Here is a 15,967-nt window from a genome sequence, read left to right on the forward strand (position 1 = left end):
GAGGAAGGTCATTTCGCCTCGTACTCGGCCATCAGCCGGTGGACCTCGGGTGAGAACAGCATCGGACCGGCCGCGTCCGAGTGTGCCAGGCCCTCCGGCGAGAGCACCAGACGGGACGCGTCCTGCGCGAGCCAGCCCCGGGCCTCGAACGCGGCCAGCTCGACCGGGAAGTCCTCGGCGGGTGTGCTGCCGAACCGGTCGCGGTACTCCGCCAGGGGCATGCCCTCCGCCTGGAGCAGCGACTGGACGAGGTGCCGTCGGCGGGCCTCCTCGGGGGTCATCGACCGGCCGACCTCGGCGTGCCGGAAGTCGGTGGTGGCCACGTAGTCGTCGATGATGCCGCGCACCTCGGTGGCGTTGACCGCGTAGTCGAAGGAGTAGTGCAGCCGGGAGGTGTAGGAACGGGCCCCGCAGCCGAGGCCGACCATGCCGTCGGTCTGGCAGGCGTACTCGCTGCTCCCGGCCTGCGGGGAGGCGGTGCGGCGGAACATCCGCATCGACACCTGCTGGTAGCCGTGGGCGAGCAGGTGGTCGCGGCCGGTCCGGTAGAGGGCGAGCCGGCGGGTGTCCCAGGCGGCCGGGCTCTCCTGCTCGCCACGCCGGGCCAGGCCGGTCAGCGGACGGACGTACAGGGGGTAGAGGTACAGCTCCTCGGGCTGCCAGGCCAGCGCGGCGTCCAGCGAGCGCAGCCAGCCGGCCTCGGTCTGGCCGTCGATGCCGTAGATGAGGTCGATGTTGAGGACGGGGAAGCCGGCGGCGCGGATCCGCCCGAGGGCGGCCTCGACATCGGCGCGCTTCTGCGGGCGGACGGCGGAGCGGGCCTCCGCGTCCACGAAGGACTGCACGCCCAGGCTCAGCCGGGTGGCGCCGCGCGCGGCCAGCACCTCCAGCCGGTCGGCGGTGGCGGTGGCGGGGGAGGCCTCCACGGAGAGCGGAACCGCTCGCAGGTCGACGCCCATCCGCTGTTCGGCTATGTCGCAGAGCCGCTCCAGCTCACCGGCGGTGAGGTAGGTGGGTGTGCCGCCGCCGAACGCCGCCAGGGCGAACCGCGCGCCGTCGTCCAGGGCTTCGCGGACGGTGGCGGCCTGGCGGTCCAGCGCGTCCAGGTAGGCGGTGGTCAGCCCCTCGGGGCTGCCGATCCGGGTGAACAGGTTGCAGAAGCCGCAGCGGACCTCGCAGAACGGGATGTGCAGGTAGAGCGAGAGCGCGTGCTGCGACTCTCCGGCCCACAGCTCGCGCAGCGGCGGGCGCTCCGGCAGTGGCCGGTAGGCGGTCTTGTGCGGGTAGGCGTAGACGTACGACTGGTAGGGCGACGCGGTCGGCGGTGCCGGTGCCGTGGTCATGCGGTCTCCTCGGCGGTGGCCGTCGTGGCCGTCGTGGCCGTCGTGCGGTCGGCTGTCGGGGGTGCGGGCGTCGTGCTGGCGGAGAGGGTGAAGTGTGCGTACGGCACCGTCCAGACCACCTCGTGGCCGATCCGGTGGCCGGTGTAGCCGTCCTCGCCGTAGGCCGTGCCGTGGTCGGAGCAGACGATCGCGAAGCACGGCCGACGGGCGCTCATCGCCGCGAAGAGCCGGCCGATGTGCGCGTCGACGTACTCCAGGGCGGCGGCGTGGCTCTCCCGGGAGTCCCCGTCCCCGCGCGTGCCGCCGGGCAGGTGGAACCAGTTGGGCTGGTGCAGCGCCGAGACGTTGAGGAACAGGAAGAGGGGCTGCCCGGCCGGCTGCGCGGCGGCGACCTGCTCGGCCCGGGCCACCTGCGCCTCGAAGGAGGTGGGGGACGGGACGCCCATCTCGGGCGCCCAGTGACTCTCCTGGAAGAGCCCGGGCAGGACCGAGCCGAGCGGGCCCTGCTTGTTGAAGAAGCCGACGCCGCCGATGCAGACCGTCCGGTACCCGTGTGCGGCGAGCGCGCTCGGCAGGTCTGGCGCGTCGAACACCCAGGTGCGGGCGGCGGTGCTCTCCGACCCGGCGAAGCGGGCGGCGAACAGGCGCGGGTGCGGACCGCCCGGGGCGGCGGGGGTGGGCAGGAAGCCGGCCAGGATCGCCTGGTGGGCGGCGTAGGTGAAACTGCCCGGGGAGTGCCGGCGCTCCCAGCGGCCACCGGGGAGGACGGCGGAGAGGTTCGGGATCCGCCCGGCCGCGGCCAGCTCCTCGGCCACGTCGAAACGCAGTGTGTCCAGGGTGACGAGGAGCAGGTCGTGGGTGCCCACGACGGCGTTCATGTCGGGTGCGGGTGCGGGTGCGGGTGCGGCTGTCGCCGCCGGGGCCGGGTACTGCTGCTGGCGGTTCATGACGTCGGTTCCATCGGTGCGTGGTTCGTCGGCCCGGGCCGGTGGCCCGGTTGCTGGAGTGCGGAGATCTGGGCGGCGTAGGTGTCCAGGCCCTCGGCCGGGCCGCCGGGCAGGCCGGTGAGGTTCGGCAGGAGGTCGCCGAAGGCGTTCACCTCGCCGACCAGGGCGCGGCGCCAGGCGGCGGCGGGCAGGACGTCGACGCCGACCATCAGTGAGCCGGGGAAGCAGGCGGCCGCCCGTTCCGCCGTCTCCAGCAGGGCCGGCCAGGCGGGGCCGGCGGCCTCCTGGGCCAGGGCGAGGCTGCCGCGGGCGCCGCCGAGGTGGAGGTTGGTCATCGGCTGGGAGCTGGTGCGCACCACGGCGTGGGTGGCCCGCCCGGCGATCACCACGATCCGCAGGTCGGCCGAGCGGCCCGACTGCGAGGCCTTCGGGATCCACTGCTCGACGTGCAGCCCGTCCGGTGCGAGGCGGTCGACCAACTCGGCCGCCTGCCGCTCGTCCCGGTAGCGCCGGACCAGCAGCGAGTTGTGCAGGTGCCCGCCCGCCAGCTCGACCGAGGTGGTGGCCAGCACCTGCCCGCGCGGGCCGAACTCCAGCGCCACCACGCCGGAGGCGGAGGAGCCGTGCGCGGGTTTGACGAACACCCGCCGCAGCTCGGCCGCCCGGAGCCGCTCCCGGAGGTCCTCCCAGCCGGCGACGTCGGCGCCGTCGAGCGCGCGGGGCACCGGCACCCCGGCGCCGGCCAGCAGCGCGTGCGCCCGCCGCTTGTCGAACATCACGGCGATCTCCTCCGGATCACCGAGCAGCCGCACCCCCGGCACCCGTGCCACCGCGCGCAGGGCGGCGACGACACCCGCGTACCAGGCCGCACCGCCCTCCACCCTGGTCGGTGCGTACGAGGCGCCGAGGGCCGGGCCGCGCAGCAGCTCGTCCACGGCAGCGTCCTCACCGGGCGACTCGATCCGCAGGAGGCCGCCCTCGGGCAGGACGAAGCGGCCGTGCAGCACGTCGATCCAGGGCAGGACGGCGGGCTCGGGCAGGCCGGCCGCCCGGGCGGCGGCGGCGAACAGCGCCACCCGCCGGTGGCCCGGGTTGCCGAGGACCGTCAGCGGCGCGAGCCCCGCGGCCCCGGCGGACTGCGGCGGGGCGGGCTGCGCCGGCGCGGGCCGGGACGTGGCCGCCCGAGGCGTGGTCGTCTGCAGGGTGCTCATCGGAACCGTGCCCCGGCTACTCGGCGACCGCGACGTAGCGGTCCTGGGGGTCGTCCTCGTCCTCGGCGTCGGAGAGGTCGAGCTCCACGCCGGGCAGGGCTTCGCGGAGCCGCTGCTGGAGTTCGTCGGTGAGGTAGTGGTGGTGCAGGTCGAGTGCCCGCAGGTGGGTGAGCGGCTGGCCCTCCAGGAGGGCGGCGGCGCCCTCGTCGGAGAACACGCCCATGGAGAGGTCGAGCGACTCCAGCCGCGCCACGACCGGGGCGTGGGCAACGGCGGCGGCGATCTCGTCCTGGTACTCGCTGTTGGCCAGGCCGAGGTGGCGCAGGGCCGGGAAGCGGGTGCCGTCGAGGACGGGCGCCAGGTCGTCGATGGTGGAGTCGCCACCGTACTCCTCCACGCCGAGCCAGAGCTCCAGCCGCTCCAGCGCGGGCAGTTCGGAGCCGGCCACGGCCCGCACCACCGTGCTGGGCAGTCCGCCCGTCTCGAACCGCAGGACCTTCAGCCGGTCGTGCCGGAAGGGCGTGAGGGCCAGCCCATTGCCGCCGCGCACCACCAGCTCGGCGAGCCGGGGAAAGGCCGTCGCCACCGCGGTGACCTCGGTCATCTCCAGCCAGGAGATCTCGCACTCGTCGTACGTCACGTCGGCGACGAAGAGCGCTTCGAGGGCGGGGAGCCGCTCGGCGTCGCGGACGATGGTGGCGAGCGTGTCGCCGACCGAGTCGTAGTCGCGCGTCCACCAGGGGCCGATCAGCACCGCCCGGACCTCGGCCGGGTCCACCCTGTCGAGGAAGGCCTTCCAGAGCGCGTCGAAATCGGTGTGCGACCCGTAGCGCACCGCGATCCGCCACGCGACCGCGCCCGGCGCCGGCTGCTCGCGGGCGTCGTCGGCCTCGCCGGAGAACTCGAAGACGGGCAGCCCGTGGAACTCCTGGCGGTGCTTGTTGACGGTCATGCGGCTCCCTGAACTGCCTGTGGTGCTGGTGAACGGTGGGTGGTGGACGACGGGGAGGGGTGGCGCCCGGTCACTCGGCGACCGCGACGTAGCGCCACTGGTCGTCCGGGTTTCCGGCCTCGGAGAGGTCGAGCTCCACGCCGGGCAGGGCTTCGCGGAGCCGTTGCTGGAGCTCGTCGGTGAGGTAGTGGTGGTGCAGGTCGAGTGCCCGCAGGTGGGTGAGCGGCTGGCCCTCCAGTAGAGCGGTGGCGCCCTGGTCGGTCAGCACGCCCATGGAGAGGTCGAGCGAGTCGAGCCGGGCCACGACCGGGGCGTGGGCGACGGCGGCGGCGATCTCGTCCTGGACCTCGCTGTTCTGCAGGCCGAGGTGGCGCAGCGCCGGGAACCGGGCGCCGTCGAGGAAGGGCGCCAGGTCGTCGAGGGTGGAGTCGCCGCCGTAGTTCTCCACGCCCAGCCAGAACTCCAGCCGCTCCAGCGCCGGGAACTCGCTGGACGCGACCGCCCGCAGCACCGCGGCCGGCAGGCCGCCCGACTCGAACCGCAGGGCCTTCAGGTGCTCGTGGCGCAGCGCCTGCAGGGCGAGACCGCCGCCCTCGACCATGTCTCCCGCGGCGCCGCGCACCACCAGCTCGGCGAGCAGCGGGTACGTCGTCAGCACCGGCGTCACGTCGACCATGTCGATCCAGGAGATCTCGTTCTCCTCGTACGTGATGTCGCCGATGAACAGGGCGCGCAGCGCCGGCAGCCGGTCGGCCGCGGCGACGATCGCCGCCAGCGGCTCGGCGAAGCTCTCCGGCCCGTCGGTGGACCACTCGCCGACCACCACGGCGCGGACCCGCTCGGCGTCGACCGTGTCGAGGAACTGCTGCCAGCGCTCGACGAACGACTTCGGCGAGTCGTACTCGACGCCGACCTTCCAGGCGACCGCCGCCGCCTCCGGCAGGGCGGAGCCGTCGTCGACGGCCTGGGCGAAGTCGAGGACCGGGAGGCCGTGGAACTCTTCGATGTGCTTGCCGACCGTCATGCGCTGCTCCTCCGGAGTTGGGGCCGAACAACTGTCTACCAGCCGGGTCCGACAAACCGGTCGTCGGGGGCGGCGGCCGGGCGCGTTGTCAGACCCCTGCCCTAGGTTTCGGAGCGTGAGATTCCGACGTCCGTCGGGTCGGTCAGGGAGGACTGATGTACCGCCAGGGTGACGTGCTGATCGTGCCGACCGCGGAGGCCGCGGTGCCCCCGAGGGTGGCGGCGCTGGCCGCGCAGCCGAGGGACGCCCGGGGTCGGCTGGTGCTGGCGCTCGGTGAGGTCACCGGCCACGCGCACGCCGTGGTCGGCCCGGGGGAGCTGCGCCGGGAGGCCGGGCCGTTCGGTGCCGCCTGGCTGCACCTGCCCGAGGGCGGCCGGGTGGTGCACGAGGAGCACGCCGCGATACCGCTGCCCAAGGGCCGGTACCGGGTGGTGCGTCAGCGCGAGTACGCGCCGGGCGCGGTGCGCGTCGTCGCGGACTGACGAGGCGCGGCCCCCTGGGGAGGCTGGGGCCCGCAGGCGGGCTCCGGGGGCCGGACGGCCGTGGTGCCTCCGCCACCCGGGGCGACGGCGGTGAACGGAACGAGTGGGTCGGACGGCCGGGCGCAGCGCCCCGGCGGGACAGGAGCAGGTGTGATGGTGACGGAGCAGACGGTCGTACCGGCCGAGGTGACGGCCCGCTGGCGGGCGGGCGCGGCGGCCACCGGGCCGGCCGACCGGGCAGCGGTCGAGCACGCGGTGCGCGCCGCCTACCGGGCGGCCGGGCTGGCCGAACCGGCATCGGTCCGGTGGTTCGGCTCGCCGTCGTCGGCGGCCGAGGCGGCCCTGGAGTTGCGGGCCGCCGGTGCGGTGAGCGTCCGCGAGGCCGTCCGCACGCTGCCGTGGGAGGCGGCCAGGCGGCAGGCCGTGGAGCAGGTCGGCGCGGCGGGGTGGGCGCCGCTCTGGGCGCTGACCGGCGGTGAACTCGGCCCGGTGACCAACGCACTGGCCGGGCGGATCCGCGACGCGGTGCTCGACCGACTCGCCCCCGAGCCCGACCTCGAACGGGCCGACCAGCCCGCGGCCGATGCCGCCCGTGCCCGTCGCACCGCAGTCCGGCTCGCCCTGCTGGATGCCGTCCGGGGTCAGCACGACGCCCCGTGGTTCGCCGCCTTCGAGGCGGCGGGCGTGCTCACCGGAACGCCGGCCGGCGAGGCGGACAGGGCCGACAAGGCCGGGCAGGCCGGGGTCGAGGCGCTGGCCGAGGTCGCGCGCGGCGCCGGCTGGTGGTGGCCGTACGAGGGCGTGGCCCTGGTCAGCGAGCGGCCGGTCGCGCTGCACCGGGACGAGGCGGGCCGGCTCGACCGGGCCGACGGTCCGGCCCTGGAGTTCGCCGACGGCTTCGCCCTGCACGCCTGGCGCGGCATGCCCGTCCCGGCCGACTTCCTGTCCGGCCTCGGTGGCGTCACCGTCGAGCGGATCCGCACGGAGGAGAACGCCGAGCTGCGCCGCGTCCTGCTGGAGCACTACGGCTACGAGCGGTACCTGGCGGACTCCGGCGCCGAGCCGCTGCACCGCGACGGGACGGGTGTGCTCTGGCGGATCCAGCTCCCGGACGACGAGCCGGTGGTGATGGTCGAGGTGGTCAACTCCACCGCCGAGCCGGACGGCACCTTCCGCACCTACTGGCTGCGCGTCCCGCCGAGCACCCGCACCGCCCGGGCCGGGGTGGCCTGGACCTTCGGCATACCCGAGGCGGAGTACCACCCGCAGCGCGAGACCTGAGCGGCGGCCTTCGACACCTGGCGCTCTCTCGTTCCCGGCCCGGCCCGGCGCCGTACCCGGCACGTCGCGACGAGAGCCGCGCCCCACGTCCGGTCGCCGACCGGCCGAGTACCTGTGACAGGGAGAACGCATGGCCACGAACGACGAGCACCCGCCCGATCCCCACCCCGTCAGCCCTGCACCGTGGTCGGACACCGCCCCGGTCCACAGTGACCTTCGTGCGGCGAAGGCGCTCGTCTACGACCCCTGCGGGTTCAGCTGTACGCAGCCGGTTCCCGAAGCCGAGAGCGCCGAGTACGCCGCGCACACCTTCACCCTTGACGGACTCTCCGTCCGGTTCCGCGCAGCCAGGACGACCCCCACCAAGGTCGGTCAGTTCGTCACCGTGTGGAAGAGGTCCCCGGGTGGGCCCATCCAGCCCTTCGACGCCGCCGACCCCGTCGACCTCTTCGTCATCGGCACCCGCGACCGTCACCACGTCGGCCAGTTCGTGCTCCCCGTGGACGCGCTCCGCCGGCACGGTGTCGTCTCGGTGGACGGCTCCGGTGGAAAGCGGGCCTTCCGGGTCTATCCGCCCTGGGTGACCACCACCAACCGCCAGGCCGGCAGCGCGCAGGCGTGGCAGCTGGAGCACTTCCTGCTCCTGCCCGAGGACGGGCCCGTCGACCGCGTCCGTGCTCGGGAGCTCTACCACCCGTAGCGGGGTGCCGCCGTCGCGCGGGGGCGGGTGCCGACTCCGGCCACCTGCGGGGACGGCGCGGGCGCAAACACCACCGCCCGCGCCGGGGGGCGCGGGCGGTGGTGGTGGTTCGGGTGCCGCGGGGTACCGCTCGGTTCAGACGGTCACTCGGTTCAGATGGTCAGGAGATCTCGTTGCCGTTGAACGAGCCGACCACGTTGTCGCCGCCGGTGTTGAAGATGTCGGCCCCGGCGAGCTGGTTGCCGGTGCCGATGACCGTGATGGTCGTGGTGTTCACCTCGACGCCGCCGTCGGCGAACGCCTGGGTCGGGACGGCGGCGGCGCCGATGGCGGCGAGGAGGACGGCGACGGTGCGGACGGTACGGTACATGGCGTAATCCCTTCGTAGGCTAACTTGCTCTGCACACTAGGGACTCGGGGCACGCCCCTGGGGGGAATGTCACCTGAATGGGGTGTGTTGCGTGTCGTCCCGCGGCCGGCCTTCGCCGGTGCCCGGCCACTACGGGAGCGAGGGGCGGTAGACCGTCAGCGCGTTGGGCGCCTTGGCCAGACGAAGGGCACCGGAGGCCGGCAGGCTCTCGCCGTCGACGGCGATCCGGTCGGCGTCACCGAGCGAGTCGAGCCCCAGGGAGGTCAGCCGGGCCGAGTGGTAGACCCGCGAACGGGCCAGCGTGCCGGAGAGGAAGGCGGCCGCGAGCCTGGTCCGGGCGAACGGGCTGCCGCCGTCCACCACGCGGATGTCCAACAGGCCGTCGGCCAGGCCGGTCCGGCGGGTGGGGGCGAAGCCCGGCGGATCGTAGGCGCCGTTGCCCGCGAACAGCAGCCAGACCCGCCGGCTGCGCCCGCCCGCCTCGACGGTGACCGGTTCGGCGTCGGCCAGGGCCCGGGCGACGGCCACCGCCAGGGCTGGCCACTTGCCCAGCCGGCCCTCCAACGACTCACGGAGCCTCACCAGTTCGGGGTACACGCCGAGGCTGAAGGTGTTCAGGAAGATCCGCCGCTCGGTGTCGTCGGCGGCCAGGCCCAGATCGACCCCGCAGGCGGACCCGGCCTCCACGGCGGCCGCCGTCGCGTCCGGTGACTCGATCCCGAGGTCCATGGCGAAGTGGTTGAGCGTGCCGCCGGGGAAGACGGCCAGCGGCAGGTTGCGATCGACCGCCAGCGAGGCGGCCAGGTTGACGCTGCCGTCGCCGCCGCAGACCCCGAGGGCGCCGCCGGCAGCCGCCGCCCGGTCGGCCGCCTCGGCGAGCAGGGCGGGCAGGTCGTCGTCCGGTCCGCAGACCCGCACCTGGGCGCGCGGCAGGAGCCTGCGCAGGCCGGCGGCGGTCTCCTCCGGGTCGCTGGTCAGCAGCGCCCCGTTCCCGGAGCCGCTGTTGACCACCACTGACAGCCCGGCCCCCTCGGCCAGCGCCGGGGCCGCCCGGCGCGGCGGACCGGCGGGCGGCGGCCGGTCGTTCGCCCGGGGCCACCAGCGCAGCGTCAGCGCCGCCAGCCCCGAACCCAGTGCGAAGCCGGCCAGCACATCGCCGGGGTAGTGCGCGCCCGTGTAGACGCGCGACGCCCCGACGGCGACCGCGACCGGTGCCACCGCCGCGCCCAGCAGCGGGGCCTCGATCGCGACGGCCGTCGCGAAGGCGGCGGCCGAGGCGGAATGGCCGGACGGGAACGAACTCGTCACCGGCTGCCGGAGCAGCTGCCGCACCACCGGTACCTGGTCCAGCACGGGGCGCGGACGCCGGGTCAGCTGCTTGGCGGCGATGTTCGCCGCGACCGAGGCCAGCGCCAGCGACCCGACCCCGCGCAGGGCCGCCCGCCGCCCGGCCCGGCCACCGACCGCCCCGAGCACGGCGGCCGTGCCCATCCAGAGCATCCCGTGGTCCGCGGACCGGCTCAGACGGCGCAGCCACGGCTGGGCGCGGCGCAGGCGCGCCAGCGCCACCCGGTCGAACAGGGCCCGGTCCACCGCATCGAGTCGCCTCATCCCAGCGAGCCTAGACGTGCTCCCGCGGATCCGCCGGGTATTGAGTACGGGTACTCAGGCGCGCCGGGGCCGGGCGGCGAACACTGGTGGCAGCTCGACCGCCCACCGGAGGACCGAACCAGCCATGCTCAGTCGCACCGCCGCCCTCCTCGTACCCGCCTTCGGCTCCCTGCGGGTGAGCGCCGACCCCGGCGCCGCACTCGCCCCCGGGAGCATCGTCGCGGCCAACCACACCTCGCTCGCCGACCCCGCGATCGTCTTCGCCGCCCTGCACCGCCTCGGCGCGCGGCCGGTGGTGCTCGCCGCGGCCGGCCTCTGGCGCGTGCCGCTCCTCGGGCGCCTGCTGCGCCGCGAGGGACACATCCCCGTCCACCGCGGCACTGAGCACGCCGCCGACGCCCTGGACCGGGCCGCCGACGCGCTCGCCGCCGGACACCTGGTGCTCATCTACGGCGAGGGCGGCCTGCCGCGCCGCGGCGACTCCGGCGAGCTGGCGCCCGGCCCGTTCCGCAGCGGCCTCGCCCGGCTGGCCGCGGCCACCGGCGCGCCGGTCGTGCCGCTCGGGCAGGCGGGCGCCCGCCGGCTGACCTCGGGCGGCCCGGTCAAGCAGCTGGCCGGCCTCGCCACCGCACCGGCGCGCCGCCCGGCCCTGCACGTCCACCTCGGCACCCCACTGCACCTGGACGACGACCTCGCCACCGCGACGGCCACCGCCCACCGCGCGGTGACGGCGGCCTGGGCGGCGGCGGCCCGCAGCGCGGCCCGCTGACGGGCGACGGTCCGGGTACGGCGGGGCCACCACCCGGGTACCTGCGGTGCGTGCGGTGTCGGGGGGTCGCGGTGCGCGCCGGTGACCGGCCGTCCGGAGGCCGCCCCCGTACGGTCGGTGACCCGGGCACGCGGTGGGCCGGGGGCGGGGAGGCCGGTCACCGGCCCCCGACCGGACGGTGGGCGGCAGCCGCCGCCTTGCCGAGCGGTGCGCCGTGGGGAACCCGCCGGGGCGGGCCTACCTTGACCTGGGGTCCTTCGCCCGGTCCTTCGCCCGGTCCTTCGCCCAGGTCTCCGACCGGTGGACCGGTCTCGTGGCCGCTGGCCCCGTGCGCGGCCCGGCCGGACGCCCGCGTCCGGCCGGGCCCGGCCCACTGGATCGGCCCGGTCGGCCGCCGTGCGCCCATGGCCCGGCCGGGGTGCGCCGCGCGCGGCCCGGCTCCCCGGAAAACCGGTTGGCTGCCACGGCCCGGGGCCGGGATGATGCGGATATGTCGCGTACGTTCGAAGAGCTGATCGCCGAGGCCGAAGAGGTGTCCGTCGACGGCTGGGACTTCTCCTGGCTGGACGGGCGGGCCACCGAGCAGCGCCCGTCCTGGGGCTACCAACGGCTGCTGGGGGAGCGGCTGGCGTCCGCCTCGGCGGCGCTGGACATCCAGACCGGCGGCGGCGAGGTGTTGGCGGGGGCCGGGCCCCTGCCGCCGGCGATGGTCGCCACCGAGTCGTGGCCGCCCAACGTGGCCCGGGCGACCGGTCTGCTGCACCCGTTGGGAGCGATCGTGGTCGCGGACCCGGACGAGCCCCCGCTGCCCTTCGCCGAGGGGGCGTTCGACCTGGTGACCAGCCGTCACCCGGCGACGGTGTGGTGGGCGGAGATCGCCCGCGTACTGCGGCCCGGCGGTACGTACTTCGCGCAGCACGTCGGCCCGGCGTCGGTGTTCGAGCTGGTCGAGTACTTCCTGGGGCCGCAGCCGAAGGCCCGCCGGGCGCGCCACCCCGACACCGAGAGCGCCGACGCCCGGGCGGCCGGGCTGGAGGTGGTGGACCTGCGGTCCGAGCGGCTGCGGATGGAGTTCTTCGACATCGGGGCGGTCGTGTACTTCCTGCGGAAGGTGATCTGGATGGTGCCGGGCTTCACCGTCGACGCCTATCGGGACCGGCTGTGCGAGCTGGACGCCCGGATCCGCGCCGAGGGCCCGTTTGTGGCCCACTCGGCGCGCTTCCTGATCGAGGCCCGCAAGCCGGCCTGAGCCCGCAGCGTCCGGCCCGCAGGTCCCCACCTGCAGCCGGGCTGCCCCGGAGCCACGGCGTGAGGACACTCCCACATCCTGGACACTCGGCCCTGCCGAACGGGAATCCCATACGGCCTACTCGTGCCGCAACCTCCCGCCACCGTTCAGTTCGTGCCGTGGCGGGCCGAAGCGGTACCTGGTGAACGCCCTCGAGGTCCCAGTGAGCTGGTGAATGGCTTCGGGGGCACCCGTGGGTGCCCCCGAGGTGGCCGCCTCCTCTGCATCGGCGCGCGGCCGTGGTCCCTGGGTGTCGAGTGTTGCGACCGGGACGGCGTCTACCAATCTGGCGGCCAGACGCTGGGAAGCGACCAGTTGCGACGGTCCACGACCGGACAGCAGCGTCGAACCATGACGGCCTTCAGCCCCTGCCGATGACCTCCGGCCTGTGGCTATGCGGGGGACAGGCAGGCAGGGTTGTTGCACGGGGAAACCGGACAGCAGCGCAACAACCGCAAGGGGTGGCGCGTACGGGCGGGTGAAACCCGGACAGGGGCACGGCGCAGTAGTGGTGCGGGGCCCCTTCGCAGGGCGAGGAGCTGCGGAAACTGCGCCTTGTCAGGTGACGTTCTTTCAAATGCCGCTCGTCCGATCTGGTTCTGCGGGGGCTGAAGGAGTCCGGGGTGCTCAAGACTTGGAGCGGGTGCCGGTGCAGGGGCTGCAATCCCCTGCCCGGGTCTTCAGGACTCGAATGGCAGGTCTGCGACCAAACGGGAGTTGATATGAGCGTGCCGCGAGCGCGGCGTGGCAGGGCGAGTGGCGACACGGTCCTGCCTGTATCGGTGGTTGTCCTGGTGCTGGCTGTGCTGGCTTCTGTTGTTGCTCTCGCTCTTGCAGGACTGTCGACGGAAGCGATCATCGCCGTTTCCACGGTGGCCGTGGCGGCAGCGTCGGAGCTGGTCAGACGGCTTGTCGCGGCCGTCGCCGCTGGACGTCGTCGCGGGTGAGCGTGCCGAGTGGGTCGCCCCAAGACGCCCGTGATGCCGGGCACGGTTGCCGAGAGACTCGCTGTGTTCTTGCGCCAGCTCCGTTCCCGGTGCGGGAAGACGTATGCCCAGATGGTGGCGACGAGGGCGGGTGACGGGTTCTCCGTCTCAACGTTCTCACGTGCGGACAGCGGGGTCTCGCGGCCGCAATGGAGGGTCGTCCAGGCCTATGTCATGGCGTGCGACGGCAGTTCGGCGGACCTGAGGAAGGCCGAACGCCTGTGGCAGCGGACCCCGCTCGACCAGGTGGCGGCGACGCGTAGCTGCGGGGAGCCGTGGTCCGACCCGGACAGCCTGGTGGAACCTCACCAGCTCGGTCAGGTGATGCGCGCCGCCCGTGCGGCCTGCGGGAGTCCACCGCTGCGCGATCTTGAGAGACGGGCGGCACACCTCAACATCGCTCTGTCCCGCAGCACGATCGGTGACGCGCTCCACCCTGACGCGGTTCCGCAGCTGAGAGTGTTCTGTGCCTTCATGACGGTGATCGCCGACTACCCCGGTTCGCCCGCCGCAGGTTACGAGGCTTCTGCGTGGGACCTCGCATGGCATCGTGTTCAGCAGAGCCGGGCCAGACGGCCTGCCGGTCGGAGGCAGGCTCGGCCGTCAGCGCGGCTCGGGCAGACCTCAGGGGCCCCGGAAGTGGGAGCCGGGCGCCGACGGCCGCGGTTGGTGGACCGTCCATGGGTACCGCCCGGCCCGGTGCGGGACCTCAAAGATGCTCTTCACGAGTTGTATCTGGCGGCCGGCGCGCCGTCGTTGGCAGACATCGCGGGGACAATCCGGATGGACGACTCTCTCGCCACGGCGCCGAAGCGAGACAGTATTCGCCGGGTACTGCACTCCGGCCAGTTGCCGGCCAATCCGGGCGACGCCGAGGCCGTGGCCGTGGCACTGGCACACATGGCAGGCAGGGACCGGCAGACGGCTGCGGAGTGTGTGCGGCAGGCGTGGAGCGCGGCTGCCGTAGTGCTGCCGTTCGGGAACGCGGTCGACGACCTGCTCGACCCGTTGGCCCTGGGGGTCCGATCGACGTTCGGGTTCCCGGGGAGCCCGCACGTGTTGCCGGTCATGGTCCCGTACGTGGAACGACAGCACGACCAACTCCTCGCCGAGGTCGTGCAGCGGGCCGTCAGTGGGCACAGCGGCATCGTCATTGCCTGTGGGGAACCCGCAACCGGCAAGACGCGCAGCTGCTGGGAGGCCGTCAGGTCGATGCCGGCCGGATGGAGGTTGTGGTACCCGGCGGACCCGTCGGACGCCTCGGAGGTCCTCAGGGCGATCACCTGTGCGGGACCCAACACCGTGGTCTGGCTGGACCGGATCGACCGCCACCTCGATGCAGTCCGGGAAGGGCTCGCTCGGTCGATCCAGTCAGAGATCAGGCAGGTATTGTCCGACCGCCGACGCGCCCCGGTCCTGGTGGTCGGGACAGCGACGCGCTCCGGCCCTCTTCTGAACGAGGAACTCGCCGTGGCGGGCGACGTGAACGTTCCCTCCCGCACCCTGATCAACGAAGCGGCGGTCGAAGTCCCCACGGTCTTCACCATCGCCGAACAGCACGCCCTGGGGAAGCTCGCCGGCCAGGATCCCCGTCTCGCACTCGCTCAGGCCGAGGCCCGAGGCGCAGTTGCCCAGTACCTCTCGACCGACCGCACTGACGCCGTACCGCACAAGGCGAGCACCTTCCACGACGCCGTGGTCGAAGGTGACGTCGACACGCTGCTGGTGGGCGCGGTACTTCTCGAGAACGCAGGTCGGACCACGGAGGCGGCCACCTGGTACCAGGCCGCGGCCGAAGCCGGCGAGACACAGGCACTGCAGCCGGCGGCGAGCCTGCTCAGTCAGAACGGCTCCTTGTCCGACGCCATCTCGTGGCTGCACCAGCGCGCCGGCGAAGGCGATGTGAATGCCGCCCTCGAGGCCGCCCGACGGCTCAGAAACGACGGCCAGAACAGAGAGGCCATCACCCTCTACCAACGCGCCGCTCAGTCGGACAGCGAAGGCCAAGCCCTTCGTGCAGCAGCGTCACTGCTACGACGCAGCGGGCGTTCGAAGGAGGCTTTCGAATGGTTGAGGGAGAGAGCGGAGGCCGGGGACAGCAGAGCGTTCAAGGAAGCGGCCCATGTGCTGTGGAGCATGGGGGAGCGCGGCAGTGCGCTTGCGTACTACGAACAGGCTGCGGCTTCGGGTGATGTGTCGGCGCTGCGTGAGGTGGCTGACCTTCTGCGGGCCGGTAACGAGACAGAGCGGGCGATCCACTGGTACCGGCGGGCCGTCGACAGCGGCGACTACCTCGGTCTGAATCCGCTGGCTGACCTGCTGAGGGCCGAAGGCTGTCTTGACGAGGCGCTGCACTACTACCTCCTTGCGGCTGAGGAGCTCTCCGACGTGGTGGCCATGCGTCTGGCAGCTACTCTGCTTCGACTGGGCAACCGACCCGTCGCGGCCTTGACGTGGTACATGAACGCCGCAACTGCGGGGGATCATGCGGCCCTGGTCCACATCGCAGCTCTTCACCGCGACGCAGGAGAGGTCGACACAGCACTCACGTGGTACACCAAGGCCGCTGATCACCACGAGCGGGACGCCTATCGAGAGGCGGTCTGGATGCTGTGGGAGGTGGGTCGTCTGGACGACGCCCTCGAATGGCTGCAGCGACGCACAGTCAGTGGCGACCGTCAGGCCGTCCGGGAGATGGCTGATCTGCTGCGTGAAACCGGAAGGCTCACCGAAGCACTCGCTTGGTACGAGCGCTCCGCCGAAGAAGGCAGCACCTACTCGGCACAGCACGCCGCCACCCTGCGACGGCTCCTGGAGAACTCGTGAAACCGGCCCTCGGGGGTGCCGCGTGACCGGGAGGTCCGGGTGGGTGGCGGTCAGGGGCCGGTGCCGGACTGCTGCTCCGGCACCGGCCGACGGCGTCCGCTACCGGGCGGGGGGCCCCGGCGCGCGCGGGCGCCCCGGGGGCCCCCCCCCCCCCCCCAACAGGGGGCCCCCCCCGCG

13 protein-coding genes are annotated in these 15,967 nt (G+C 73.7%); 6 read left to right on the plus strand and 7 right to left on the minus strand.

Annotation, left to right across the window (positions count from 1 at the left end):
* Window positions 1-8 precede the first annotated feature (8 nt).
* The 5 genes from ACFVYI_RS26435 to ACFVYI_RS26455 form a co-directional block, all read right to left on the minus strand.
* Window positions 9-1,343: an STM4012 family radical SAM protein gene (locus ACFVYI_RS26435; protein ID WP_387889868.1), complete on the minus strand. Its 1,335-nt coding sequence runs from the start codon at window positions 1,341-1,343 to the stop codon at window positions 9-11.
* A complete protein-coding gene (locus tag ACFVYI_RS26440; RefSeq protein WP_387889924.1) occupies window positions 1,340-2,221 on the minus strand; it encodes an STM4013/SEN3800 family hydrolase in 882 nt (293 codons plus the stop codon). The genes ACFVYI_RS26435 and ACFVYI_RS26440 overlap by 4 nt, the downstream gene beginning before the upstream one ends.
* A gap of 65 nt (window positions 2,222-2,286) precedes the next feature.
* Complete coding sequence (locus tag ACFVYI_RS26445; RefSeq protein WP_387889870.1) at window positions 2,287-3,501, minus strand: STM4014 family protein; 1,215 nt, start codon at window positions 3,499-3,501, stop codon at window positions 2,287-2,289.
* 16 nt (window positions 3,502-3,517) lie between these two features.
* On the minus strand, window positions 3,518-4,453 hold the full coding sequence (locus ACFVYI_RS26450) for an STM4015 family protein (protein ID WP_387889873.1): 936 nt from the start codon (window positions 4,451-4,453) through the stop codon (window positions 3,518-3,520).
* A gap of 70 nt (window positions 4,454-4,523) precedes the next feature.
* Entirely contained in the window at window positions 4,524-5,477 is a 954-nt protein-coding gene (locus ACFVYI_RS26455; protein WP_387889875.1) for an STM4015 family protein, read from the minus strand.
* Window positions 5,478-5,632: 155 nt separating this feature from the next.
* Between ACFVYI_RS26455 and ACFVYI_RS26460 the strand changes: the two genes are divergently transcribed.
* From ACFVYI_RS26460 to ACFVYI_RS26470, 3 genes are all read left to right on the plus strand, one after another.
* Window positions 5,633-5,959 (plus strand): hypothetical protein, encoded by a 327-nt coding sequence (locus ACFVYI_RS26460; RefSeq protein ID WP_387889877.1) that lies wholly within the window; start codon window positions 5,633-5,635, stop codon window positions 5,957-5,959.
* Window positions 5,960-6,112: 153 nt separating this feature from the next.
* Window positions 6,113-7,240 carry a DUF6745 domain-containing protein gene (locus tag ACFVYI_RS26465; protein ID WP_387889879.1) on the plus strand — a complete coding sequence of 376 codons (1,128 nt, stop codon included), beginning with the start codon at window positions 6,113-6,115 and terminating at the stop codon, window positions 7,238-7,240.
* Between the two features lie 130 nt (window positions 7,241-7,370).
* Window positions 7,371-7,940 carry a MepB family protein gene (locus ACFVYI_RS26470; RefSeq protein WP_387889882.1) on the plus strand — a complete coding sequence of 190 codons (570 nt, stop codon included), beginning with the start codon at window positions 7,371-7,373 and terminating at the stop codon, window positions 7,938-7,940.
* Between the two features lie 160 nt (window positions 7,941-8,100).
* On the opposite strand, the gene ACFVYI_RS26475 is transcribed toward ACFVYI_RS26470, so the two are convergent.
* Window positions 8,101-8,310 (minus strand): hypothetical protein, encoded by a 210-nt coding sequence (locus ACFVYI_RS26475; RefSeq protein ID WP_387889884.1) that lies wholly within the window; start codon window positions 8,308-8,310, stop codon window positions 8,101-8,103.
* 129 nt (window positions 8,311-8,439) lie between these two features.
* Entirely contained in the window at window positions 8,440-9,921 is a 1,482-nt protein-coding gene (locus ACFVYI_RS26480) for a bifunctional phosphatase PAP2/diacylglycerol kinase family protein (protein ID WP_387889887.1), read from the minus strand.
* 124 nt (window positions 9,922-10,045) lie between these two features.
* Between ACFVYI_RS26480 and ACFVYI_RS26485 the strand changes: the two genes are divergently transcribed.
* From ACFVYI_RS26485 to ACFVYI_RS26495, 3 genes are all read left to right on the plus strand, one after another.
* Entirely contained in the window at window positions 10,046-10,690 is a 645-nt protein-coding gene (locus ACFVYI_RS26485) for a lysophospholipid acyltransferase family protein (RefSeq protein ID WP_387889890.1), read from the plus strand.
* A gap of 490 nt (window positions 10,691-11,180) precedes the next feature.
* Window positions 11,181-11,939, plus strand: a complete 759-nt coding sequence (locus tag ACFVYI_RS26490) for a class I SAM-dependent methyltransferase (protein ID WP_387889893.1) — start codon at window positions 11,181-11,183, stop codon at window positions 11,937-11,939.
* A gap of 1,724 nt (window positions 11,940-13,663) precedes the next feature.
* Window positions 13,664-15,790 (plus strand): tetratricopeptide repeat protein, encoded by a 2,127-nt coding sequence (locus ACFVYI_RS26495; protein ID WP_387889895.1) that lies wholly within the window; start codon window positions 13,664-13,666, stop codon window positions 15,788-15,790.
* The last annotated feature ends 177 nt before the right edge of the window (window positions 15,791-15,967 follow it).

The organism is Kitasatospora sp. NPDC058218 (assembly GCF_042882445.1).
In the GTDB taxonomy this organism is placed as follows: Bacteria; Actinomycetota; Actinomycetes; order Streptomycetales; family Streptomycetaceae; genus Kitasatospora.

What these genes read in the sequence shown, in the direction of transcription:
- ACFVYI_RS26490 (WP_387889893.1), top strand. Translation starts at nt 11,181, where the DNA reads ATGTCGCGTACGTTCGAAGAGCTGATCGCCGAGGCCGAAGAGGTGTCC.
- ACFVYI_RS26445 (WP_387889870.1), bottom strand. Translation starts at nt 3,501, where the DNA reads ATGAGCACCCTGCAGACGACCACGCCTCGGGCGGCCACGTCCCGGCCC.
- ACFVYI_RS26440 (WP_387889924.1), bottom strand. Translation starts at nt 2,221, where the DNA reads ATGAACGCCGTCGTGGGCACCCACGACCTGCTCCTCGTCACCCTGGAC.
- ACFVYI_RS26475 (WP_387889884.1), bottom strand. Translation starts at nt 8,310, where the DNA reads ATGTACCGTACCGTCCGCACCGTCGCCGTCCTCCTCGCCGCCATCGGC.
- ACFVYI_RS26480 (WP_387889887.1), bottom strand. Translation starts at nt 9,921, where the DNA reads ATGAGGCGACTCGATGCGGTGGACCGGGCCCTGTTCGACCGGGTGGCG.
- ACFVYI_RS26450 (WP_387889873.1), bottom strand. Translation starts at nt 4,453, where the DNA reads ATGACCGTCAACAAGCACCGCCAGGAGTTCCACGGGCTGCCCGTCTTC.
- ACFVYI_RS26465 (WP_387889879.1), top strand. Translation starts at nt 6,113, where the DNA reads ATGGTGACGGAGCAGACGGTCGTACCGGCCGAGGTGACGGCCCGCTGG.
- ACFVYI_RS26435 (WP_387889868.1), bottom strand. Translation starts at nt 1,343, where the DNA reads ATGACCACGGCACCGGCACCGCCGACCGCGTCGCCCTACCAGTCGTAC.
- ACFVYI_RS26470 (WP_387889882.1), top strand. Translation starts at nt 7,371, where the DNA reads ATGGCCACGAACGACGAGCACCCGCCCGATCCCCACCCCGTCAGCCCT.
- ACFVYI_RS26485 (WP_387889890.1), top strand. Translation starts at nt 10,046, where the DNA reads ATGCTCAGTCGCACCGCCGCCCTCCTCGTACCCGCCTTCGGCTCCCTG.
- ACFVYI_RS26455 (WP_387889875.1), bottom strand. Translation starts at nt 5,477, where the DNA reads ATGACGGTCGGCAAGCACATCGAAGAGTTCCACGGCCTCCCGGTCCTC.
- ACFVYI_RS26460 (WP_387889877.1), top strand. Translation starts at nt 5,633, where the DNA reads ATGTACCGCCAGGGTGACGTGCTGATCGTGCCGACCGCGGAGGCCGCG.